The following is a 20,202-nucleotide window of genomic DNA, read 5'->3' as shown; positions in this document are numbered from 1 at the left end:
AATTAAGGTTATTTTTGATAAGGTAACGGTGGGCAAGGGATTGGGGCAGTTTTTTCGCAAATAGACACGAAGTTCGGCTTTGTCGATTTGGAAGACGACAAAATCACTGTATTCGACATAATTCGTCATTGTTTGTCGAATGGTTGATGTGCTTTTCGCCAAAATCCAATAAACTGCAGTAACAAACGTATCGTAGACTTAGATCAGGAAATCATCTTAAAGGAGTGAGTTAACATGGAGCAGCGCTTGACGGAAGAAAAGGTGTTTAAAGATCCCGTACATAATTACATTCATGTGCAAGATCCAATCATTTGGCAATTGATCAACACGCCCGAGTTCCAACGGCTGCGTCGCATCCGTCAGTTAGGGACATCCTATCTCACGTTTCATGGTGCGGAACATAGCCGGTTTTCCCACTCGCTTGGCGTATACGAGATTACGCGCAAAATCATCTCGCAGTTTGAACGAAGCCATTATCCGGATTGGCCAAAAGAAGAAAAGATTGTGGCCCTTTGTGCAGCATTGCTGCATGATCTGGGGCACGGTCCATTTTCCCATTCCATTGAAGAGGCATTCGATATGCATCATGAAGATTGGACCTGTCGTATTATTCTTGGCGATACCGAAGTGGGGGCGATTCTGAGAAGGTATGCTTCCGACTTTCCGGAGAAAGTCGCTTCCGTGATTCAGAAAACATACGACAAACCTATTGTGGTCAATTTGATCACAAGCCCTCTGGATGCGGACCGAATGGATTATTTGCTGCGCGACGCCTATTTTACAGGCGTAAATTATGGGACGATCGACCTTGATCGAATTTTGCGAATGTTGAGGCCCTACCATGGCAGAATCGTCGTCAAGGAGTCGGGCATGCATGCGGTGGAAGATTACCTGATGTCCCGTTATCAGATGTACTGGCAGATCTATTTCCATCCGGTAACACGAAGCTCTGAAATCATTCTTAGGCAAATATTCAAACGGGCCAAACAACTGATGAAGCAGAAGTTTAACTTCCGTTTCATGCTGGATCCCCTGCCGCAGCTGTTTGAGGGATCGCTCTCGGTCAAGGAGTATTTGCAATTGGATGAAGCGCTCATCCAGACCGCCTTTATGCAATGGCGTAAGGAGAACGATGCCATTCTTCGAGAACTGTGCGAACGCTTCATGGATCGCAGGTTGTACAAATACGTAGAGATTGAACAGCATGACGTAGCGTTGATGGATGACATTCGGAAGGCCTTCGCCGAAGTGGGACTGGAGCCCGAGTACGATGTCGAAATTGATTTTCCAACCGATCTTCCGTATGATGTGTTTCGTCCGGACGAATCGACGGAGAAACAGATTTTGCTGCTGGATCGCCAAGATAAATTGCATGAATTATCCGAGGTATCCGATATTGTGCGTTCGATTAGCGGCATACAGCGTGGAAAGCATCATCTGTATTATCCGCAGGATAAAGTGGATGCCGTTCTTCACCATCTTCCAGCCCATATACGCCGTTATTTTTCTTGAAGCTGCACTTATTTTTTTTATGATACAGTAATCTGCTTTAATGGAGAGTAAATGTAGATCGACATAATTTTGTAATTCATTATTTTTTTCCGGACAGACCATTAAGGAGAAGGAGATGTAACCATGATGTTATTCGACACTCACACGCACCTGGATGCGCCGCAATTCGACGAGGATAGGGAGGAGGTCATTCAACGTGCTGTCGACGCTGGCGTCGGACGCATGATTAATGTCGGTTTTAATCGGGAAACTATTCCATCCACCATGAAGCTTGCCGAAACGTACGAGTTTATCTACGCCGCGGTCGGATGGCATCCCCAAGATGCCATCACCATGCAGGAGGGCGACCTGGAATGGATCGCTGATTTGTGCAAACACGAAAAAGTCGTAGCCATTGGCGAGATCGGGCTTGACTACTATTGGGACACCTCCCCCAAGGATGTTCAGCATCGCGTTCTTCGCCAGCAGATCGGATTGGCTCGCGAGCTGAAGATGCCTATTGTCATTCATAACCGGGACGCGCATGAAGACATTGTGAGAATTTTGCGTGAAGAGAAGGCGTCAGAGGTCGGCGGTGTGATGCATTCGTTTTCGGGGAGCTGGGAAACGGCAAAACTTTGTCTGGATCTGAACTTTGACCTTTCCTTCGGTGGACCGATCACGTTTAAAAATGCCAAGCAGCCAAAAGAGGTACTCGCCAAGGTGCCGATGGACCGGTTTTATATCGAAACCGACTCCCCTTATCTTACTCCTCATCCATTTCGAGGAAAGAGAAACGAGACAGCTCACGTTCGCCTCGTGGCTGAGGCAGCTGCCGAAATCAAGGGTGTATCGGTCGAGGAAATTGCGGCAATTACAAACAAAAATGCCATGGGACGTTTTGGGATTCGTTGAAAATCGGAGTAATTCAGGTGAAAAAACGAGCTAGACGGAGTGAATTTGCTTTTTGATCCAAATAAACGAAGTTTATTACAATATTTTAACCAAATATTTAGAAAAACGTAGTTGAATGCTGCTTTACAACATGCATCGAAACAGGATATCATCTTTTCAGTGAATTGTTGCGTGGAAAAAGGACAGATGTTCGGGGGATAGCAAAAGGGACTCTTCCTTGAACGCAGCGTTTACTTTCATGAACCAGTCTCGCTGAGTCTCCGAACACGGAGAGCGGGGGAACCAATAGGGCTTGAATATCGGTGAAATTTCCCGATCCGCGTCATTCGCTGACCCAAAAGCAGCGGATGGACTGCGAAGCCGTATTTGATTTCTTCTTTGGGTCTCGGGGTGAATTCAAGGGTATCCGCCATGAGCGGGTGACCGGAGATAGGGCGGCTCTCTTTCGTCCGAACCCGACAGCTAACCTCGCAAGCGGAAAAAGAGAGGTAATCTCGTGCATGAATTTCCGATATTCAAAATCATTCGGAAGCCACGAAAGAGTCCTCTTAGCTCTTTCTTTGGCTTTTTTGTTTTTGAATAAAAGAAATGCGGTCATCATAGAGTTCTTTTTAGGATGACTGATCTCATGTTGCGAAGAAGGGTTCATGGTGCAGAACCGGTTGTTGTTTTGACCCGTTCTGTAGAAAATTTCGGTATAGTCGCGTCAAAGACATCATGCATTACTTTAGACGGCGGGGCTATGAAGGAGGACGGAGAAGTGGGCGCATTCCAACCAGAGGAGACCCATGAGTCACGATCATCCAGTAAGTCTTACGCGTTGAGGTGGAAGCATGAGAACTTGCGTCAAATTGCGTTGATCGCTATTTTCTCAATCGCACTTACAATCATGATCTTGTTAGTCGTTTATGGTCAGGCCGGAAAACAAATATCACTGGTGATTGACGGCAAATCTCAAGAGGTTGAGACTCGTACAGGATTGCTTCAGGAATTGCTGGATGAGCAATCCATCACGGTAGGGCCTCACGATGAGGTATCCATGCCATTGAACGGGTCCATTACGGATGGCGATCGCATCGTCATCGAGCGTGCTGTTCCAGTTAATGTTACGGCAGACGGAGACACCAAGACTCTGTATACAACGGATGCATCGGTGGAAGAAGCCATTCAAAAGGCGGGCATCACCGTAGGGAATGAAGACAAAATCTATCCAGCCTTGGATACTTCGATCAAGAAAGATATGAAAATTCGCGTAGTGCGGGTAACAAAGCGTACAGTCGACGTTGAACAGCCGATCGCATATAAAGTGGTCAAAACGGCTGACCCGAGCCTGTACAAGGGTGACAATCGAGTCATCGTGAATGGCAAGGAAGGCACATTGGTGCAGCATATCGAAAAGGTATTTCAGGATGGAGAATTGGTCTCCAAAAAAATGGTCGGCAAGACGGTGACTACGAATCGCGTGGATAAAGTCATTGCGGTGGGAACCAAAGCAAAACCGGTTGTCAAGGAAGAGCCTGTGGTTCAAACCGTATCGGCCCAAACTTCGAAAACTAAATCGGCTACAACGGCAAGCTCGACCAAAAAGTCTGCTTCGGGCAGCAAGGTCATCACGGTTTCGGGCACGACGTTCAAATATTCCAAAGTCCTCAAAAACGTAACCATGACGGCGTACTCCGCCGAAGAACCGGGAATCGGAACCAAAACGGCTTCCGGTACGAAGGTAACCGAAGGACGCACCATTGCCGTGGATCCGAAAGTGATTCCGATCGGTTGGTGGGTTTACATCGAAGGCCTCGGCTTCCGTCGCGCAGAGGATACGGGAGGGGCAATCAAAGGAAACAAAATCGATGTTTATTATGATAGCGTGAAGCATGCCCTGAACTTCGGAAGAAAGAAAGGCAAGACGGTATATGTCATCGGTCCGGTGAAGCCGGAACTGAACTAAAATCGTTTTACTTTAAATAGGGAATGCTATAAAATAGTGCATGATTGAATCATGCGGAATATGCGGCAGTGGGAGCAAATGCTTTTCACGTCGTTTGCCAGAGAAGAGGGTCCTCCTCTTCTTTTTGCGTTAGAAAGGGAGAAATCGAACATGATAAAAGAAGTGATCGTGGTGGAAGGCCGTGACGATACGGTAGCGATTCGGCGGGCGGTGGAAGCCGACACGATAGAAACGGGAGGATCCGCCATCAATGATCGCATCCTGAGTCGCATTGCGCTTGCCCAGGAGAGACGGGGAGTCATCGTGCTGACCGACCCGGACCATGCCGGAGAGCGCATTCGCAAAATTATTGCGAATAAGGTGCCAGGCTGCAAGCATGCGTTCATTCCGGAAGCGGATGCTACCCGCAAGGGCGATATTGGCGTGGAGAATGCTTCGCCGGAGGCGATCCGTCTGGCGTTGTCCCGCGTTCATACATCGTATGAAGGGGTTCCTAGCCTGATTGACTGGGAAGATCTGATCGAGGCGGGATTGATCATTCATCCCAGGGCTTCCGAACGCCGGATGCAGATGGGCAATCTGCTGGGTATCGGCTATTGCAACGGCAAGCAGTTTCACAAGCGGCTGGGCGTGTTCCAGATTACCCGGGAGGAGTTCCTGGCCGCTCTGGCAAAAATTGAACGTGAAGGAATGTGAGGAGCATGAAGGGCATGGAAGAACGGTTGGAAATTGCTACACCCAAACGCACGAAGGAAATTATCGCTCGACACGGATTTTCCTTCAAAAAAAGTCTGGGCCAAAATTTTCTGATCGATCAGAATATTTTGAATAAAATCGTAGACGCTGCCGATCTGGACGAGTCCAAGGGTGCATTGGAGATCGGTCCCGGCATTGGGGCATTGACAGAACGCCTGGCTCGCGTAGCGGGGACTGTAACAGCCGTAGAGATCGACCAGCGGCTGCTGCCGATTCTGGACGAGGTTATGGAGCCGTATTCCAACGTAAGAGTGCAGCATGGAGATGTGCTGAAACTGGATCTGGCGGAGCTGTTCCGCAATGATTTTGGTTCGGTGGACAAGGTAAGCGTGGTGGCCAACCTGCCTTATTACGTGACCACACCCATCATGATGAAGCTGCTCGAGGAGAAATTGCCGGTAGATCGCATCGTGGTCATGATTCAAAAGGAAGTGGCAGAGCGCATGGCGGCTGCTCCGGGCTCCAAGGACTACGGCAGCCTTAGCATTGCGGTTCAATACTACAGCGAACCGGAGCTGGTTTGCATCGTGCCGCATACTGTCTTTATTCCGCAGCCGAATGTCGAATCGGCTGTCATCCGGCTGAAGGTCCGCGATGAGCCTCCTGTTCGGGTTCCGGACGAAGCATTCTTTTTCGAAGTGGTTCAGGCTGCTTTTGCGCAGCGGAGAAAAACGATATCGAACAATCTCAAAGCCAGATTTTTCACCAAGGAAAATAGGGAACAAGCCGATCAATTGCTTGAACAGGCGGGAATTCAGCCTTCCAGACGGGGAGAGACACTCAGCCTTCAGGAATACGCAGCGCTTAGTACCGTTATGTGGGAAGCAGGCATTCGCGATTAAGGCTCCCAGCCCCGTTCGTTCTTCACATTTTCGGTTTGGATGAACCAATCCGGGTTCCTGCCCATACGATGGGGTAGAGGTGATGATGTTGATGAATGTCGGAGATCTGGTCGTTCGAAGATCATATGGCGGAGACGTAACTTTTCGGGTAGAGGTCCTTCAACTGGATAAAGCGATCATCAAGGGAACCGAATTCCGGTTGCTGGCCGATTCTCCGCTAGACGATTTGATACAGGTGACTCAAGAGGCGCAGAGTGACAAATCGAGACGCGCACATGTGAAAGCACACCAGACGCTCACGCGTCTGCAGCAAAATCGGATGGACCAGGCTGAACGAAACCGGGAAGGCCTGCTTCAGGAGTGGTCTGCCCAAGAGCCCGCCTACTTTGAAATGCCGGGTAAGGTGCTGCATCTGGACGGCGACCCCAATTATCTGAAAAAAAGCATGAATCTGTACGAACAGCTCCGCGTGCCGGCCGAGGGCCATTATGTGCATGAATCGGCAATGGCCGATACCTTGTACCACCTTTTACCCCAAGTGCGTCCCGACATTGTCGTGATCACGGGGCATGATGGAGTGCTGAAGTCCCGTCAGCCCTATGACCTGTATAGTCTTTCGAGCTACAAAAACTCCCAAAACTTCGTGTCTGCCATCCAGGTCGCACGCCAGTACGAACGCCACTTGGATGCACTCACCATCGTAGCGGGAGCCTGCCAGTCCCATTTTGAAGCTTTATTGCGGGCAGGGGCGAACTTCGCCAGCTCGCCGGGCCGTATACTCATTCATGCCCTTGATCCCGTATACGTGGCTTCAAAGGCAGCATTTACTTCGGTAAGGGAAACGGTGAACATGAATGATATTCTGCACAATACCATTAGTGGCAGCCAGGGAGTTGGCGGTGTGGAAACCCGAGGCAGCTACCGCGTCGGTTTGCCGGGGCTCAACGATTTATCTACGCTCAAAGTCAATCCATCGGTTGTGTAAGGGTGGGCAGAGGAAGTCCCAAACAGGGGCTTTTTTTGTTGCAAAAAAATTCATTGACAACTGCTTTTACAGGTTGATATAATATTTGTCTTTAATTTGACATTGACTGTAAAAAGAGGTATAATGGACAAGAAAAGAGGTGGTCGTCGACAATGGCTAAAAATACGCTGTTGGATATCAAACGCAATCTCGATGCTCATATCGGTCAGAAGATCATGCTGCGCGCCAATGGTGGCCGCCGCAAGACGATTGAGCGTACAGGAGTATTGGAAGAAACGTACCCTTCTGTTTTTATTGTCAAGCTCGATGAGGAACACGAAACCTTTAAGCGAGTTTCTTACAGTTATGCCGATATACTTACGGAGTCGGTGGAGGTCATGGTGGTTGATCCCGGCCAATCTACCGATAACTCCTTCATGGAGACGTAAGCAAGATTTGACAATGCGGTTTGCCGATCAGGCGAGCCGCATTTTTTCGTTTCCGGCATATTTCTCTCCGCGAAGACAGGAATGAGACGCAGGGGCACTTGGCATACTATGCGGACAGGCTCAAAACCATTTGCTTTACCCTTAGGTTTGATGCCTGTAACGGATATGCAGCATGAATCACTGTGGTGGTCTGGACTAATCATGGTTTAATTTATGCGAGGAGGACGATGGCATGAGTCGGAGAAGAAGAAGCGTAATGTCGGAAGAGCTGAAATACGAGCTCGCCAAGGATCTTGGTTTTTATGATACGATCCAGCAGGAGGGCTGGGGGGGCATCAAAGCCAAGGATGCTGGAAACATGGTGAAACGGGCCATCCAGATGGCAGAGCAGGCGGCGCGCAAATCGTAAGTGGTTTAAAAGCTAAAGGGCGGGGGAATCCGTTAGGAGCACCTCGCTTTTTCCCCATACATGGCGAATGGCAATGACTTGACAGTCCCATTTTGATATAATATGTTAAGTTGTCTTAGGGAAAAGGTGAGGACGGGTGAACGCCTTGAAAATTTACGAAAAAGCGCCTGCTAAAATCAATTTGATGCTGGACGTCTTACATAAACGAAGCGATGGATTTCATGAAGTGGAAATGATCATGACAATGGTTGATCTTGCTGACCGATTGGAAATGTCGGAGCTTCCACGCGACACGATCGTCATTTCCAGTCAGGCAGGGTATATCCCGCTGGATGAGAAAAATTTGGCTTTTCAAGCAGCCCGATTGATCAAGGAGCGTTATGACGTCAAGACCGGCGTGCACATCCATCTGGATAAAAAAATTCCGGTGGCGGCAGGGCTCGCCGGAGGGAGCAGCGATGCAGCGGCTGCCCTGCGCGGCTTGAACCGTCTCTGGAAGCTGGATATCCCCGACACAGAGCTCTGGAAGCTCGGGGCCGAGCTAGGGTCGGACGTTCCGTTCTGCATTACGGGAGGAACAGCGCTCGCCACAGGCCGGGGAGAGAAGCTTCGGGCGATTCCGAATCCGCCGCAGTGTTGGGTCGTTTTGGCCAAACCGCCTATTAACGTATCCACAGCGGACGTATATGGGCGATTCCGCAGCGACAAAATCGTTCGGCATCCAAGTGCGGAGAAAATGGAGCAAGCCATACGTAACGAATCATTCCCTGAGGTGTGCGCACAATTAGGAAACGTGCTTGAGGACGTGACGCTGCGGCTGTATCCTGAAGTCCGGCATCTGAAGGAAGCCATGATCCGGCTTGGGGCGGATGGAGTTCTTATGTCGGGGAGCGGTCCAACCGTATTCGGGCTTGTCTCGAAGGAATCGAAGGTTGCCCGCATATACAACGGGCTTCGCGGTTTCTGCAAAGAAGTGTATGCGGTACGCATGTTGACTTAAATTTACATTTTAATGTACAAACACGTATAAAGGTGTTATATTTTTAGATAATTATTCGGATTTGGATGTTTCCGTGATCGTGAGGATGGATCTCTGTGAAGAAATTAAAACGAAGCGCAAGGCTGGTTGAAATGACGCAGTACTTATTGGCAAGACCGCATACAGTCATTCCGCTCACCACTTTTGCCGAACGTTACGGTGCCGCGAAGTCATCAATTAGCGAAGATTTGGCGATTATCAAGGAAGTGTTCGAAGAAGGTGGATCGGGCGAGCTTTTAACGCTGGCTGGGGCGGCTGGAGGAGTGAAGTGGATACCGAAAGTATCCAGAGAACATGCTCTTCATTTTGCTGAAAAATTATGCAGTGAACTGGAACAACCGGATCGGATCTTGCCGGGAGGGTACCTGTACATGTCGGATCTTCTAGGTGAACCTTCCCTGATGAACGAGGCAGGCAAAATTTTCGCCACGGCATTTGGCGGTATGGATATCGATGTGGTCATGACGGTAGAGACCAAAGGAATACCGCTGGCGTATGCGACCGGAGCCCAACTTAACCTGCCTGTCGTTCTCGTTCGCAGGGACCATCAGGCTACGGAAGGATCGGCTGTTAGTATCAATTACGTTTCCGGGTCCCATAAAAGCCTGCATACAATGACCCTGTCCCGCAGGGCTATGAGAGAGCATTCCCGGGTCCTGATCGTGGATGATTTCATGAAAGCGGGAGGAACGGTTCAAGGGATGATCGACTTGCTGGCCGAGTTTAATGCAACGGTTGCCGGTGTAGGCGTTTTGGTGGAATCGGGAGCGGTGGATTCGGAGGAAAGACTGCTGACCGATTACGTCTCTTTGGCCAAGCTGACAGCGGTTGACGCCAAGAGCAGACAGATTTCCGTGAAGCCGGGGAACTACTTCGATCAGTAAAATGTTGACGGTTTACGTGTCGAGAAAGCTTCTATTCCATCGATCAAACATGAATACTGTCGAATTGTGTATTAAATAAAAAAATTCCTGATATTAGGACATTTTTATGGTTCTAAAAGAAGGAGTTCGTATATGCTGTGTGGAATTATACACCAAGTTCTGATGGAAAAAGGTGGTGAACACACATGCAAATTACGGATGTCAGACTCCGCCGAGTTAACTCTGAGGGGAGAATGAAGGCAATCGCATCCATTACCATCGATAACGAATTCGTCGTTCATGACATTCGCGTCATTGATGGCAACAACGGAATGTTTGTTGCAATGCCGAGCAAGCGGACTCCTGACGGAGAATTCCGTGATATCGCCCACCCGATTTCTTCCGGAACGCGCGAGAAGATTCAGGCTGCTGTTTTGACTGAGTATGACCGTGCCGCGACTGAGGAAGAAGTCATTGAAGAAGGTGCCTGAGAACATTATTGGGGTTCAAAGGAAAAGAGAGCCATGTCTTATGGCTCTCTTTTCTTTTTGTCCGGAATAAGATATATTCAGTATTGAGTTTATTCATGCAGGAGATCTGCGCAGCGACTGTGTTCCCATGTTTCGCATGGGTAATATGCGTGCGCAAAAATATATACGGCAGGCGTATTCTGAAAGCGTCGTGACATTCGAAGGCTTACAGATAATGGCGTATACGTATAACTGCGATGATCGGTGTCCGCGTTGTTACGTGTCATGACTGAGACAGTGGTTGATGAACAAGACCGGCTCAAGCCGGCTGAACGTTGCTCGTTGACAAGGCTTCGCAAAAGGGGATGTCAATGAGGATTTTCAGAACAGGAGGTCGTGGATTTTGAAAAAAATGGCAATCGTTCTTGCTGCAGGGCAAGGCAAACGAATGAAGTCGAAATTGTACAAGGTGCTGCATCCCGTATGCGGCAAACCGATGGTTGGCCACGTACTGGATGCAGCGCTTCGGGCAGGTGTTGAGCGCACTGTCGTCGTGGTTGGCCATGGAGCCGAAGCGGTGCAAGCCTTTTTGGGTACAAAGGCGGAATATGCGCTTCAGGCCGAGCAGTTGGGTACAGGGCATGCCGTTAAACAGGCAAAGGATCTGCTCGGAAGCGAGTCAGGATCGACGATCGTCGTTTGCGGCGACACACCGCTGGTAACCAGCGAGACGTTGCAAGGACTGATGGAGCTTCACGAAAGCCGAGGGGCGGCAGCTACCGTCTTAACGGCAAATCTGGATCAACCTCATGGATATGGCCGCGTCATTCGCAGTGAAGACGGGTCCGTACTGCGGATCGTGGAACAAAAGGATTGCAACCCGCAGGAAGATGCAGTGAAAGAGATCAATACGGGGACGTACTGTTTCGATAATGCAAAACTGTTTGCCGCCTTGGAAAAAGTGACGAACGAGAACGCTCAGGGGGAATTTTACCTGACGGATGTGATCGGCATTTTCCGTAACGAAGGTGAAGTTGTGGAAGCATACATGTCGGATGACATCGCTGAATCGATCGGAGTCAATGACCGACTGGCCTTGTCCGAGGCGGAAGGATTCATGCGCGAACGTTTGGCCAAACATCATATGCTGAACGGGGTTACGATCATTGATCCGGCATCGACATATATCGGGGCAGATGTTACGATTGGAGCAGATACCGTACTCTATCCGGGGACCGTTCTGAAAGGAACAACGACGATCGGCGAGGCTTGCCAGATCGGGCCGCATGCGGATATCGAGGATAGTGTCATTCATAACGGCGTGGCCATCAAACATTCGGTTGTTTCGAAATCCGAAATTGGAGACGAAGTGACCGTGGGTCCGTTCGCCAACTTGCGTCCAGGCACCAAATTGGGACGCAAAGTGAAAATCGGCGACTTTGTCGAAGTGAAAAATGCTACAATTGATGAAGGCTCCAAAGTGTCTCATTTGAGTTATGTTGGAGACGCCCAAGTGGGCAAAAACGTTAATATTGGTTGTGGTGCAATAACGGTGAATTATGATGGATATAATAAGGCAGTGACGACAATCGAAGACGATGCGTTCGTGGGCAGCAACGTCAATCTCATTGCACCGGTAACGATCGGAAAAGGAGCATACGTTGTAGCCGGTTCCACGATTACCCATGCTGTTCCCGATAACGATCTCGCCATTGCGCGTCCACGCCAAGAGAATAAAGCGGGCTATGCGGAGAAGATTCGCGGCCGTGCAAAAGCAAAGAAACAAGCGAAGTCCGAGTAAACTCGGGATATCTATATTCCTTTTTTCCTTCCGGAAGCCCGGAAGGTGCCGACATGTCGCAGACGCTTACAGATTCCAATGAACCAGCACGGAGGGTTTTTATTTTATGACTTATTTTGATTCGAAATTGAAAATATTCACTTGTAATTCTAACCCAAAGCTTGCCCATCAAATCGCGGATTATATCGGAATTCCTATGGGCGAATCTCACACGACCAGTTTCAGTGACGGCGAGATTCAAGTAAAACTCTCCGAGAGCGTGCGCGGCTGTCATGTATATATCGTGCAGTCTACTTGTGCGCCGGTGAATGACAATTTGATGGAAATGCTCGTGATGATCGATGCGTTGAAACGGGCTTCCGCCAAAACGATCAACGTTGTCATTCCGTATTACGGATATGCACGTCAAGATCGCAAGGCTCGTTCCCGTGATCCAATCACGGCGAAACTGGTGGCGAATTTGATCGAAAAAGCAGGGGCTACCCGCGTCATTGCCATGGACTTGCATGCCATGCAGATCCAAGGATTTTTCGATATTCCCGTCGATCATCTGCTCGGCGTGCCGATTCTGGCACAGTATTTCCGTTCGAAACAGATCGAAAATCCCGTTGTTGTCTCGCCTGACCATGGCGGTGTGGTTCGCGCGCGCAAGCTGGCTGACTTCTTGAACGCACCGCTTGCGATTATTGATAAACGCCGTCCGGAGCCGAACGTCAGCGAAGTCATGAACATCATTGGTAACATTGAAGGGAAAACGGCGATCCTGATCGACGATATCATCGATACGGCAGGAACCATTGTGCTGGGGGCAAATGCTTTGATGGAAGGCGGCGTGAAAGAAGTATATGCATGCTGTACGCATCCGGTATTGTCGGGTCCTGCGATGGAGCGTTTGGAAAACGCACCGCTGAAAGAGGTCATCGTGACGGATACCATTCCAATTACGCATGCCAATCCAACGAGCAAGCTGAGAGTGCTGTCTGTTGCACCTTTGCTTGGTGAAGCGATCATCCGGGTTCATGAGGAACTGTCCATTAGCAAACTATTTGAAATAGAATAAGGCTGTCTGCATCATCTAGAAGTGAGGGGTTACGTTTTCCAGTTCAATGGAAAATGTAACCCCTGTCGGCGTGCTAATAAAAATAAACCCCGATCAATAACCGGGGCGGGAAATAAAACGAAACCGGCGCCGATGGAACAGCGTGTCGGCAATTTCGACAAATTGATGGTCGAAACGTGTAATCACACCGATTTCTACGTGGGTATCGCGGTCATATACCTGCACAGGGGTACGAGATTCCAGATGATAGATGAAATCATGATGCTGAGTCAGTTGTCCATTGTCTTCGCGCAAAACCCGCTCACCTTCCTGAGTCGATGAAATTAGGCTGTGAAAGTTACAGCAAATTGGAAGTTCACTTTCCTGATATTATATGTAATATATCAATCGAAGTCTATGCTATATGTTGGTTACCCGAAGGAGGGAATACAATGAAATGGATTGTCGGACTCGGAAACCCGGGCTCGAATTATGCCAAAACGAGGCACAACATCGGTTTTATGGCGCTGGATCGCCTGGCGGAGCGCCACGGCATTTCCATCACGCAGAACAAATGCAAAGCGCTGATTGGAGAAGGGAATATCAATGGAGTAAAAACGGTGCTGATCAAGCCGATGACCTACATGAACCTTTCGGGTGAATCGGTACGTGCATACATGGACTTCTTCAAAGTCAGCCTTGAGGACATGATTGTGGCGTATGATGACATGGATACGGAAATCGGCAAAGTGCGATTGCGGTATCAAGGAAGCGCAGGCGGACATAACGGAATCAAGTCGATCATCCAACATGTGGGCACGCAGCAATTCAACCGGGTGCGTATGGGAATATCCCGTCCCGAACCTGGACATGCCATCGTGGATTATGTATTGTCGACGTTTATGAAAAAAGAAAAAGAAGCGCTTGAACAGACGATTGAGCAGACCTGCAATGCGCTGGAGTTCAGTCTGGACCATACGTTTGAACAAACGATGGCGAAATTCAATGGCTAAACCGCTCTGAAGCATTAGCGAGAACAAAGACAGATCGTTTCCAGGTTGAAATCGGTCCGAATGGGGTATGCTGAACGTATAAACCACGTGCAGGAGGCATAGATATGTCAGTGAATTATGTGTGCAGGCATTGCCGCACCTTTATTGGACGGATCGATTCGGCTCGAATCACGGAGACGCAGCTCGGTTTTCATTTCTTGACCCCCGACGAGCGGAGGGATATAATAGCGTATAATTCCGGTGGTGACATTACCGTCCGGATTACTTGCGATTATTGCAAAGAAGCTCTGGACTCCAATCCCGAGCTCAGTTTGCTGGCCAACCCGCTTCAGTAGCGGAGCTGGGCAGCAGCAATCAACCGATTACAGATGATGGCGGCAGCGAAATGCTCCACCTTTATAGCCTTGGCAGCCTGCTGAGGCTTCTTTTCGGTTTGGGTAAAAACAGTCTCTCCCCCACAATAGGGAATCCGCATCAAACGGATTGTGGCAAAGAAACGGCAAATCCCTTATGATGGAACAGGAGAAAAAGGCAATGTTATCCAAATGTTAAAAGAACGCTTGGCTGCGTACATCATTAAGTAAGTTATAAGAGAGGTGCCCCTTTTGTTACAAGCACTTATACAGGCTTTTTCCAAAGATCCGGACTTTGGGTCCATCACTGCCGGTATTGAGTCCGGAATGAAGGAGCAGCTGGTTTCGGGGTTGTCCGGATCAGCACGGCAGATCATGCTGGCTGCACTTCATGAAGAGATGAACCGGCCATTGCTCGTCGTTACGCATAATATGTTTTCCGCACAAAAAATTGCAGAAGATTTACAGGAAGCGCTTTCACCAGAGCGCGTGCTTCTATACCCCGCCAATGAGCTTGTTGCCGCTGAAGCCGCCGTTTCCAGTCCGGAAACGTTGGGTCAGCGTATTGACGTGCTCGTTCAGTGTGCCCAAGGCTTTCGAGGGGTCGTTGTCATCCCGTTTTCGGGGGTACGCAGATATGTACCGACTCCAGAAGTCATGGCCAGCGCCCGAATCACGCTAAAACAGGGAGAAACGCTGGAGCTTGATGCCTTCCTGCTGGAGATGGTGAAGCTCGGGTATCAGCGGGTAGAACGGGTTGAATCACGAGGAGAGATGAGCGTCCGCGGCGGAATCATTGATTTCTACCCGGTGACGTCCTCCGTTGCATACCGGGTAGAACTGTTCGACGACGAAATTGATTCCATCCGGACATTTGATCCAGCGGACCAGCGCTCGATCGAACGTATTGGCGAAATCACGGTGCTGCCATGCAGAGAGTTGATCGCCGACGGCGATCGGATGGAACGGGCGGCCGACACGGCTGCACTTATGCTGGAGAAACAGCTGGAGAAGGTGACGGACCGGCAGGCCAAGCTGCGCCTGCGCGAAGAGATTCATCGCGAGATTGAGCTGCTGCGAGAACATGTCTATTTTGATGAAATATATAAATATATATCCCCGCTCTATCCGGAGCACAAAACGATTTATGATTACTTGCCTGAGGATACGCTCCTTGTGCTGGATGAACCTGCAAGGCTGGGAGAGACTTCGAAACAGTTGGAGCGGGACGAGTCCGAGTGGAATCTGCATTTGATGCAAAACGGTAAAACGCTGCCGGATCTGCATCTGTCCGCGGACGGGGATGATTTGATATATGAACGTCCGTTCCAGACGCTCTTCATGTCAATCTTTTTGCGTCAGGTACCGCATACGCAGCCGCAAAACATCCTCAACTTTATCAGTCGCGGCATGCAGGATTTCCATGGACAGATGAACGTGCTCAAGGCCGAAATGGAGCGTTGGCATAAAGCAGGGGTTCGCGTTGTCATGCTCGCGAGCGGCGAGGAACGATTGGAGCGCATGCGGCGCGTGCTTGCGGATTATGAAATTCCTGAGCCGGAAATGCTGATCGGAAATCTGCAAACCGGCTTTGAGCTGCCATCGATTCACCTGGCTGTGGTCACGGAAGGCGAGATGTTTTCGCAGAAACAGCGCAAAGTTCGCAAATCCAGCCGCAATGTCGACAATGCGGAGCGGATCAAATCCTACAGCGAACTGAAGGTCGGCGATTATGTCGTGCACCAGAACCATGGTATCGGTAAATATCTGGGGATCGGAACGTTAGAGGTTGCGGGCATTCATAAGGACTACATGCACATTTTGTATGCCGGCGGAGACAAGTTGTCCGTGCCAATCGAGCAGATCGACCTGATTCAGAAATACGTCGGTTCCGAAGAGAAGGAACCGAAAATCTACAAGCTGGGCGGCAACGAGTGGACGCGCGTAAAAAACAAGGTCCGTTCCTCCGTTCAGGATATTGCGGATGATCTGATCAAGCTGTACGCCGAGCGCCAAACGTCCCAAGGATATGGTTTCGACAAAGACACGCCGGAGCAGCAGGAATTCGAGGCCATGTTCCCTTATGACGAGACGCGGGACCAGATTCGTGCCATCGAGGAAATCAAAAAGGATATGGAACAGAATCGGCCTATGGACCGCCTATTGTGTGGTGACGTCGGATACGGCAAAACAGAGGTCGCCATTCGTGCTGCCTTCAAAGCTGCCATCGAGGGAAAACAAGTTGCTGTACTTGTGCCCACAACGATTTTGGCGCAGCAGCATTACGAGACGTTTCGCGAACGTTTCGGCGAATACCCTTTCAACATTCAGGTGCTCAGCCGATTCCGTTCCCGCAAGGAACAGAACGAGACAGCCAAAGGCATCAAGGCCGGAACGGTGGATATCGTAATCGGTACGCACCGGCTGTTGTCTCAGGATTTGGTATTCAAGGATCTCGGATTGCTGATCGTCGACGAAGAGCAGCGCTTTGGCGTTACCCATAAGGAAAAGCTCAAAAAATTGAAAACCAACGTGGACGTGCTGACGTTAACGGCGACGCCGATTCCGCGTACCCTGCACATGTCGATGCTGGGCGTACGGGATTTGTCGGTCATCGAAACACCGCCGGAGAACCGTTTCCCTGTGCAGACGTATGTCGTCGAACACAGCCAGACATTGGTGCGTGAAGCCATCGAACGCGAGCTTGCCCGGGGAGGGCAGGTGTATTATTTGTACAATCGGGTTCAGGGCATTCACGAAAAGGCAGCCGAGATATCCGACCTGGTGCCGGAAGCAAAGGTTGGCGTAGGCCATGGACAGATGTCGGAAACGGAGCTGGAGAAAACCATTCTGGACTTCCTGGATGGCGAATATGACGTACTCGTCAGCACAAGCATCATCGAAACGGGCGTGGATATTCCGAACGTCAATACGTTAATCGTTCACGATGCCGATAAGATGGGATTATCCCAGCTCTATCAGCTGCGCGGACGTGTAGGGCGCTCCAACCGGATTGCGTATGCTTATTTTACGTATCAGCGGGATAAAGTGTTGACCGAGGTGGCGGAAAAACGCCTGCAATCCATTAAAGAGTTTACGGAACTGGGCTCCGGCTTCAAAATCGCGATGCGCGACTTGTCGATCCGCGGGGCGGGCAATCTGCTCGGTGCGGAGCAGCACGGCTTTATCGCATCCGTCGGTTTCGATCTGTACTCCCAGATGCTTGCCGAGGAGATCAACAAACGTAAAGTAACCATGTTGGGCGAAGCACCAGTGCCATCCGATCAGTGGAATACGACGCTTGATCTCAGCATTGACGCATATTTGCCGTCCGATTATATTTACGACAGCATTCAAAAAATAGAGATTTACAAAAAAGTAGCGGTAATTTCCTCCTTTGAGGACGCGATGGAGTTGGAAGACGAGTTGGTAGACCGATTCGGCGATCTGCCGGAGGCGGTTATTAACCTCATGGCTGTAGCGAGACTTAAAGTGTATGGAAAAACCTACGGCATTGAGTCCATAACCCGCCGTGGCGATGACTTGACCATCAAATTCTATGAAGGCCGTGAACATGCCTTTGAACTGTCCAAAATCGCGAACATTGGAAATCAGTTCGAAAGACGTGTACAATTTGAGCAAGGGAGCCACATGCTGGTCCATGTCAAAGGCAAAGGTCTCGAGGACAAGCAATTGATGGAACTGGTCGAGAAGTTTATGGAGTCCTTACAAAGTGCTTTTAAATCAAAGGGGGAACCAAAGAATGTTACTAAAGTATAAAAACGTGAGGAAAGTGCTGTCCGTCAGCATGGTTGCAGTACTTTCCCTGTCCTTGCTTGCCGCATGCGGCAAAAAGGATGCCGAAAGCACGAACGATCCGAAGGATACGAGCGCTGTTGTGGCAAGCTACGAGGGCGGTACCATTACCGCCAATGAATTCGATATGGAACAACGGGTTATGAAATTCCTGTATCCGGAATACGCACAAATGATGGACATGGACGACTTCAAGGACTTTCTGGTACGTCAGGAAGTCGCTTATGAATACCTGAGCAACAAGGCTAGCGAAGAAGCAAAGACGGCAGGCGCCAAGGCGGCGACCGAGCAGTTTGACAAAATGAAAGCTCAGGTCGCAGCCGATCAATGGACCGAAATGACCAAGGCACAAAACTTGACCGACCAAAACATCAAGGATTACATGACTCGCATCATGACGGTCATCAAGGACAAGGAAACGGGTGTAACCGAAGACCAGATCAAATCCGAGTTCGAAACGAACAAAGATCAATACACGACGGCAACCGTTCGTCACGTTCTGATCAATTTCACGGATCCGGATACGCAAAAAGAACGCAAAAAAGAAGACGCGTTGAAATTGGCCAAAGAAGTAAAAGCGAAACTGGATGCCGGCGATGATTTCGCCAAAGTGGCGAAAGAATATTCCGAAGATCCGGGTTCCGCGGAGAAAGGCGGCCTGTATGAAAACGTGCCTGTCGGCAATTGGGTAGAAGCCTTCAAAGAGGCTGCCAAAACGCTGCCGCTCAACAAAATCAGCGATCCGATCGAAACCGAGTACGGTTATCACATCATGAAGGTAGAAGCGCGCACGGAAGCAGATTATGCCAAATTGACGGATGAGCAAAAAGAGAGCCTGAAGAGCCAGCTGGCCGCTACCGAGATCGACAAGTTCATGTCTGATGAACTGGATAAGATCGTCAAAGAAGTAAAACTGCCTAAGTCCGAAACGAGCGAAGAAGGCAAGACGGAAAGCGGAACAACGGGCACTGGAACCGATGCAGGAACAAGCAAGGAAGGCGATAAAGCCGGCGAAACGAAAACCGACGGTACAAGCAGCACCGATTCCAAAACGGATCAAGGTACGACTGGAACAGATGCAAAAAGCGAAAGCACGGAATCCGGCAGCAAGTAAGAGCCAATACACCGGTGGGTGGACAAGTTATGAAAGCGAGGGAGGCCTTTTGGCCTGCCCTTGCTTTTTTGCTGTCTGATCGGGGAAGAATAGGCATAAAGTCACCTTTTGTCTGGTAAGCACAACGATATCCCCCAAGGCATGTATAAGGAAATGGGAACAGATGAATACTATGGTCAAGATATTACAAATCACGTTCTGGGATTCTCCTCTGCCCATTAACGAACAGTAGTTTAAAAATCTTCTCGAGAAAGTGGGGCAACATGTGAAATGAAAGCTACTGGTATTGTTCGCCGTATTGATGACCTCGGCCGCGTGGTCATTCCGAAGGAAATTCGCCGTACGTTACGGATTCGCGAAGGTGACCCGCTGGAAATTTTCGTGGATCGCGACGGAGAAGTCATTTTGAAAAAATACTCACCGATCGGCGAGCTTGGGGACTTTGCCAAGGAATATGCTGAATCGCTGTATGAAAGCACAGGCCACGTCACTCTGATTTCGGACCGTGATACGATCATCACTGTAGCCGGAGGCTCCAAGAAAGAATATTTGGACAAGCAGGTCGGCCAGATGGTCGAAAATTGCATGGAGAACCGGAAGACCATTCTGGAAACAGGAAGCGGCTCTTACGAAATCAGCAAGGATCATGACGAGACGTTATCATCCTTTGTCATCGCACCGATCATTTCGGGTGGAGACCCGATTGGAACCGTCATTTTGTTCAACAAGGACGAATCCGTGAAAATGTCCCAGTTGGAAGTGAAGATGGCTGAGACGGCCGCAGGGTTTCTTGGCAAACAAATGGAACAATAAATTACTTAGTCAACTCCTGAAGCCTGCTTTGGCGAACAGGAGTTTTTCTATTTTATTCGTCTGCGCACCGATCGGGAGGTATAATACAAGCATATGCTTGTTATTCT

General features: G+C 49.5%; 19 protein-coding genes and 1 riboswitch. Of the genes, 18 read left to right on the top strand and 1 reads right to left on the bottom strand.

Annotated elements, in window-relative coordinates; translation table 11 throughout:
- Positions 1-234 precede the first annotated feature (234 nt).
- The 13 genes from L6H98_RS29860 (at position 235) to L6H98_RS29800 (ending at position 13,007) form a co-directional block, all read left to right on the top strand.
- Positions 235-1,512 (top strand): HD domain-containing protein, encoded by a 1,278-nt coding sequence (locus tag L6H98_RS29860; protein WP_236421349.1) that lies wholly within the window; start codon positions 235-237, stop codon positions 1,510-1,512.
- Positions 1,513-1,635: 123 nt separating this feature from the next.
- Positions 1,636-2,406 carry a TatD family hydrolase gene (locus L6H98_RS29855; RefSeq protein ID WP_236421348.1) on the top strand — a complete coding sequence of 257 codons (771 nt, stop codon included), beginning with the start codon at positions 1,636-1,638 and terminating at the stop codon, positions 2,404-2,406.
- 240 nt (positions 2,407-2,646) lie between these two features.
- Positions 2,647-2,899: riboswitch (cyclic di-AMP (ydaO/yuaA leader) on the top strand.
- A 267-nt stretch (positions 2,900-3,166) separates the two neighbouring features.
- Positions 3,167-4,354, top strand: coding sequence for a 3D domain-containing protein (locus L6H98_RS29850; protein ID WP_236421347.1), 1,188 nt, complete (start codon positions 3,167-3,169; stop codon positions 4,352-4,354).
- Positions 4,355-4,504: 150 nt separating this feature from the next.
- Positions 4,505-5,050, top strand: a complete 546-nt coding sequence (gene rnmV / locus L6H98_RS29845; RefSeq protein WP_236421346.1) for a ribonuclease M5 — start codon at positions 4,505-4,507, stop codon at positions 5,048-5,050.
- Positions 5,051-5,055: 5 nt separating this feature from the next.
- Positions 5,056-5,952, top strand: a complete 897-nt coding sequence (gene rsmA / locus L6H98_RS29840) for a 16S rRNA (adenine(1518)-N(6)/adenine(1519)-N(6))-dimethyltransferase RsmA (RefSeq protein WP_236421345.1) — start codon at positions 5,056-5,058, stop codon at positions 5,950-5,952.
- Positions 5,953-6,043: 91 nt separating this feature from the next.
- Positions 6,044-6,937: a sporulation peptidase YabG gene (gene yabG, locus L6H98_RS29835; RefSeq protein ID WP_236421366.1), complete on the top strand. Its 894-nt coding sequence runs from the start codon at positions 6,044-6,046 to the stop codon at positions 6,935-6,937.
- 152 nt (positions 6,938-7,089) lie between these two features.
- The gene (gene veg / locus L6H98_RS29830; protein WP_236421344.1) at positions 7,090-7,365 is read left to right on the top strand and encodes a biofilm formation stimulator Veg; all 276 of its coding nucleotides are present in this window, start codon (positions 7,090-7,092) and stop codon (positions 7,363-7,365) included.
- A gap of 232 nt (positions 7,366-7,597) precedes the next feature.
- Positions 7,598-7,774 carry a small, acid-soluble spore protein, alpha/beta type gene (locus L6H98_RS29825; protein WP_236421343.1) on the top strand — a complete coding sequence of 59 codons (177 nt, stop codon included), beginning with the start codon at positions 7,598-7,600 and terminating at the stop codon, positions 7,772-7,774.
- 145 nt (positions 7,775-7,919) lie between these two features.
- Complete coding sequence (gene ispE, locus L6H98_RS29820) at positions 7,920-8,774, top strand: 4-(cytidine 5'-diphospho)-2-C-methyl-D-erythritol kinase (protein WP_236421365.1); 855 nt, start codon at positions 7,920-7,922, stop codon at positions 8,772-8,774.
- A gap of 95 nt (positions 8,775-8,869) precedes the next feature.
- On the top strand, positions 8,870-9,697 hold the full coding sequence (gene purR, locus L6H98_RS29815; protein WP_236421342.1) for a pur operon repressor: 828 nt from the start codon (positions 8,870-8,872) through the stop codon (positions 9,695-9,697).
- A 185-nt stretch (positions 9,698-9,882) separates the two neighbouring features.
- Positions 9,883-10,167: a septation regulator SpoVG gene (gene spoVG, locus L6H98_RS29810; RefSeq protein WP_017691372.1), complete on the top strand. Its 285-nt coding sequence runs from the start codon at positions 9,883-9,885 to the stop codon at positions 10,165-10,167.
- Between the two features lie 382 nt (positions 10,168-10,549).
- Positions 10,550-11,947: a bifunctional UDP-N-acetylglucosamine diphosphorylase/glucosamine-1-phosphate N-acetyltransferase GlmU gene (gene glmU, locus L6H98_RS29805; RefSeq protein ID WP_290371513.1), complete on the top strand. Its 1,398-nt coding sequence runs from the start codon at positions 10,550-10,552 to the stop codon at positions 11,945-11,947.
- A gap of 106 nt (positions 11,948-12,053) precedes the next feature.
- Positions 12,054-13,007: a ribose-phosphate diphosphokinase gene (locus tag L6H98_RS29800; RefSeq protein WP_236421341.1), complete on the top strand. Its 954-nt coding sequence runs from the start codon at positions 12,054-12,056 to the stop codon at positions 13,005-13,007.
- 93 nt (positions 13,008-13,100) lie between these two features.
- Here the strand turns inward: L6H98_RS29800 and L6H98_RS29795 are convergent, their stop codons facing one another.
- Positions 13,101-13,301, bottom strand: a complete 201-nt coding sequence (locus tag L6H98_RS29795) for a hypothetical protein (RefSeq protein ID WP_236421340.1) — start codon at positions 13,299-13,301, stop codon at positions 13,101-13,103.
- Positions 13,302-13,438: 137 nt separating this feature from the next.
- On the opposite strand from L6H98_RS29795, the gene pth reads away from it, so the two are divergent.
- The 5 genes from pth to spoVT all read left to right on the top strand — a co-directional run bounded on the left by pth (position 13,439) and on the right by spoVT (position 20,095).
- Positions 13,439-13,999 (top strand): aminoacyl-tRNA hydrolase, encoded by a 561-nt coding sequence (pth, locus tag L6H98_RS29790; RefSeq protein ID WP_236421339.1) that lies wholly within the window; start codon positions 13,439-13,441, stop codon positions 13,997-13,999.
- Between the two features lie 104 nt (positions 14,000-14,103).
- Positions 14,104-14,334: an anti-sigma-F factor Fin family protein gene (locus L6H98_RS29785; RefSeq protein ID WP_236421338.1), complete on the top strand. Its 231-nt coding sequence runs from the start codon at positions 14,104-14,106 to the stop codon at positions 14,332-14,334.
- Positions 14,335-14,604: 270 nt separating this feature from the next.
- Positions 14,605-18,132, top strand: a complete 3,528-nt coding sequence (gene mfd / locus L6H98_RS29780; protein WP_236421337.1) for a transcription-repair coupling factor — start codon at positions 14,605-14,607, stop codon at positions 18,130-18,132.
- On the top strand, positions 18,116-19,282 hold the full coding sequence (locus tag L6H98_RS29775; protein WP_236421336.1) for a peptidylprolyl isomerase: 1,167 nt from the start codon (positions 18,116-18,118) through the stop codon (positions 19,280-19,282). The genes mfd and L6H98_RS29775 overlap by 17 nt, the downstream gene beginning before the upstream one ends.
- Positions 19,283-19,552: 270 nt before the next feature.
- Positions 19,553-20,095 (top strand): stage V sporulation protein T, encoded by a 543-nt coding sequence (spoVT, locus tag L6H98_RS29770; protein WP_236421335.1) that lies wholly within the window; start codon positions 19,553-19,555, stop codon positions 20,093-20,095.
- Positions 20,096-20,202: the final 107 nt, after the last annotated feature.

The organism is Paenibacillus sp. JJ-223 (genome assembly GCF_927798175.1).
In the GTDB taxonomy this organism is placed as follows: Bacteria; Bacillota; Bacilli; order Paenibacillales; family Paenibacillaceae; genus Paenibacillus; species Paenibacillus hubeiensis.
This window is presented reverse-complemented; position numbering and strand designations above follow the sequence as displayed.

Coding starts and splice junctions, on each gene's coding strand:
- L6H98_RS29860 (WP_236421349.1), top strand. CDS start 235: ATGGAGCAGCGCTTGACGGAAGAAAAGGTGTTTAAAGATCCCGTACAT.
- L6H98_RS29855 (WP_236421348.1), top strand. CDS start 1,636: ATGATGTTATTCGACACTCACACGCACCTGGATGCGCCGCAATTCGAC.
- rnmV (WP_236421346.1), top strand. CDS start 4,505: ATGATAAAAGAAGTGATCGTGGTGGAAGGCCGTGACGATACGGTAGCG.
- rsmA (WP_236421345.1), top strand. CDS start 5,056: ATGAAGGGCATGGAAGAACGGTTGGAAATTGCTACACCCAAACGCACG.
- yabG (WP_236421366.1), top strand. CDS start 6,044: ATGAATGTCGGAGATCTGGTCGTTCGAAGATCATATGGCGGAGACGTA.
- veg (WP_236421344.1), top strand. CDS start 7,090: ATGGCTAAAAATACGCTGTTGGATATCAAACGCAATCTCGATGCTCAT.
- L6H98_RS29825 (WP_236421343.1), top strand. CDS start 7,598: ATGAGTCGGAGAAGAAGAAGCGTAATGTCGGAAGAGCTGAAATACGAG.
- spoVG (WP_017691372.1), top strand. CDS start 9,883: ATGCAAATTACGGATGTCAGACTCCGCCGAGTTAACTCTGAGGGGAGA.
- L6H98_RS29800 (WP_236421341.1), top strand. CDS start 12,054: ATGACTTATTTTGATTCGAAATTGAAAATATTCACTTGTAATTCTAAC.
- pth (WP_236421339.1), top strand. CDS start 13,439: ATGAAATGGATTGTCGGACTCGGAAACCCGGGCTCGAATTATGCCAAA.
- L6H98_RS29785 (WP_236421338.1), top strand. CDS start 14,104: ATGTCAGTGAATTATGTGTGCAGGCATTGCCGCACCTTTATTGGACGG.
- L6H98_RS29775 (WP_236421336.1), top strand. CDS start 18,116: ATGTTACTAAAGTATAAAAACGTGAGGAAAGTGCTGTCCGTCAGCATG.
- spoVT (WP_236421335.1), top strand. CDS start 19,553: ATGAAAGCTACTGGTATTGTTCGCCGTATTGATGACCTCGGCCGCGTG.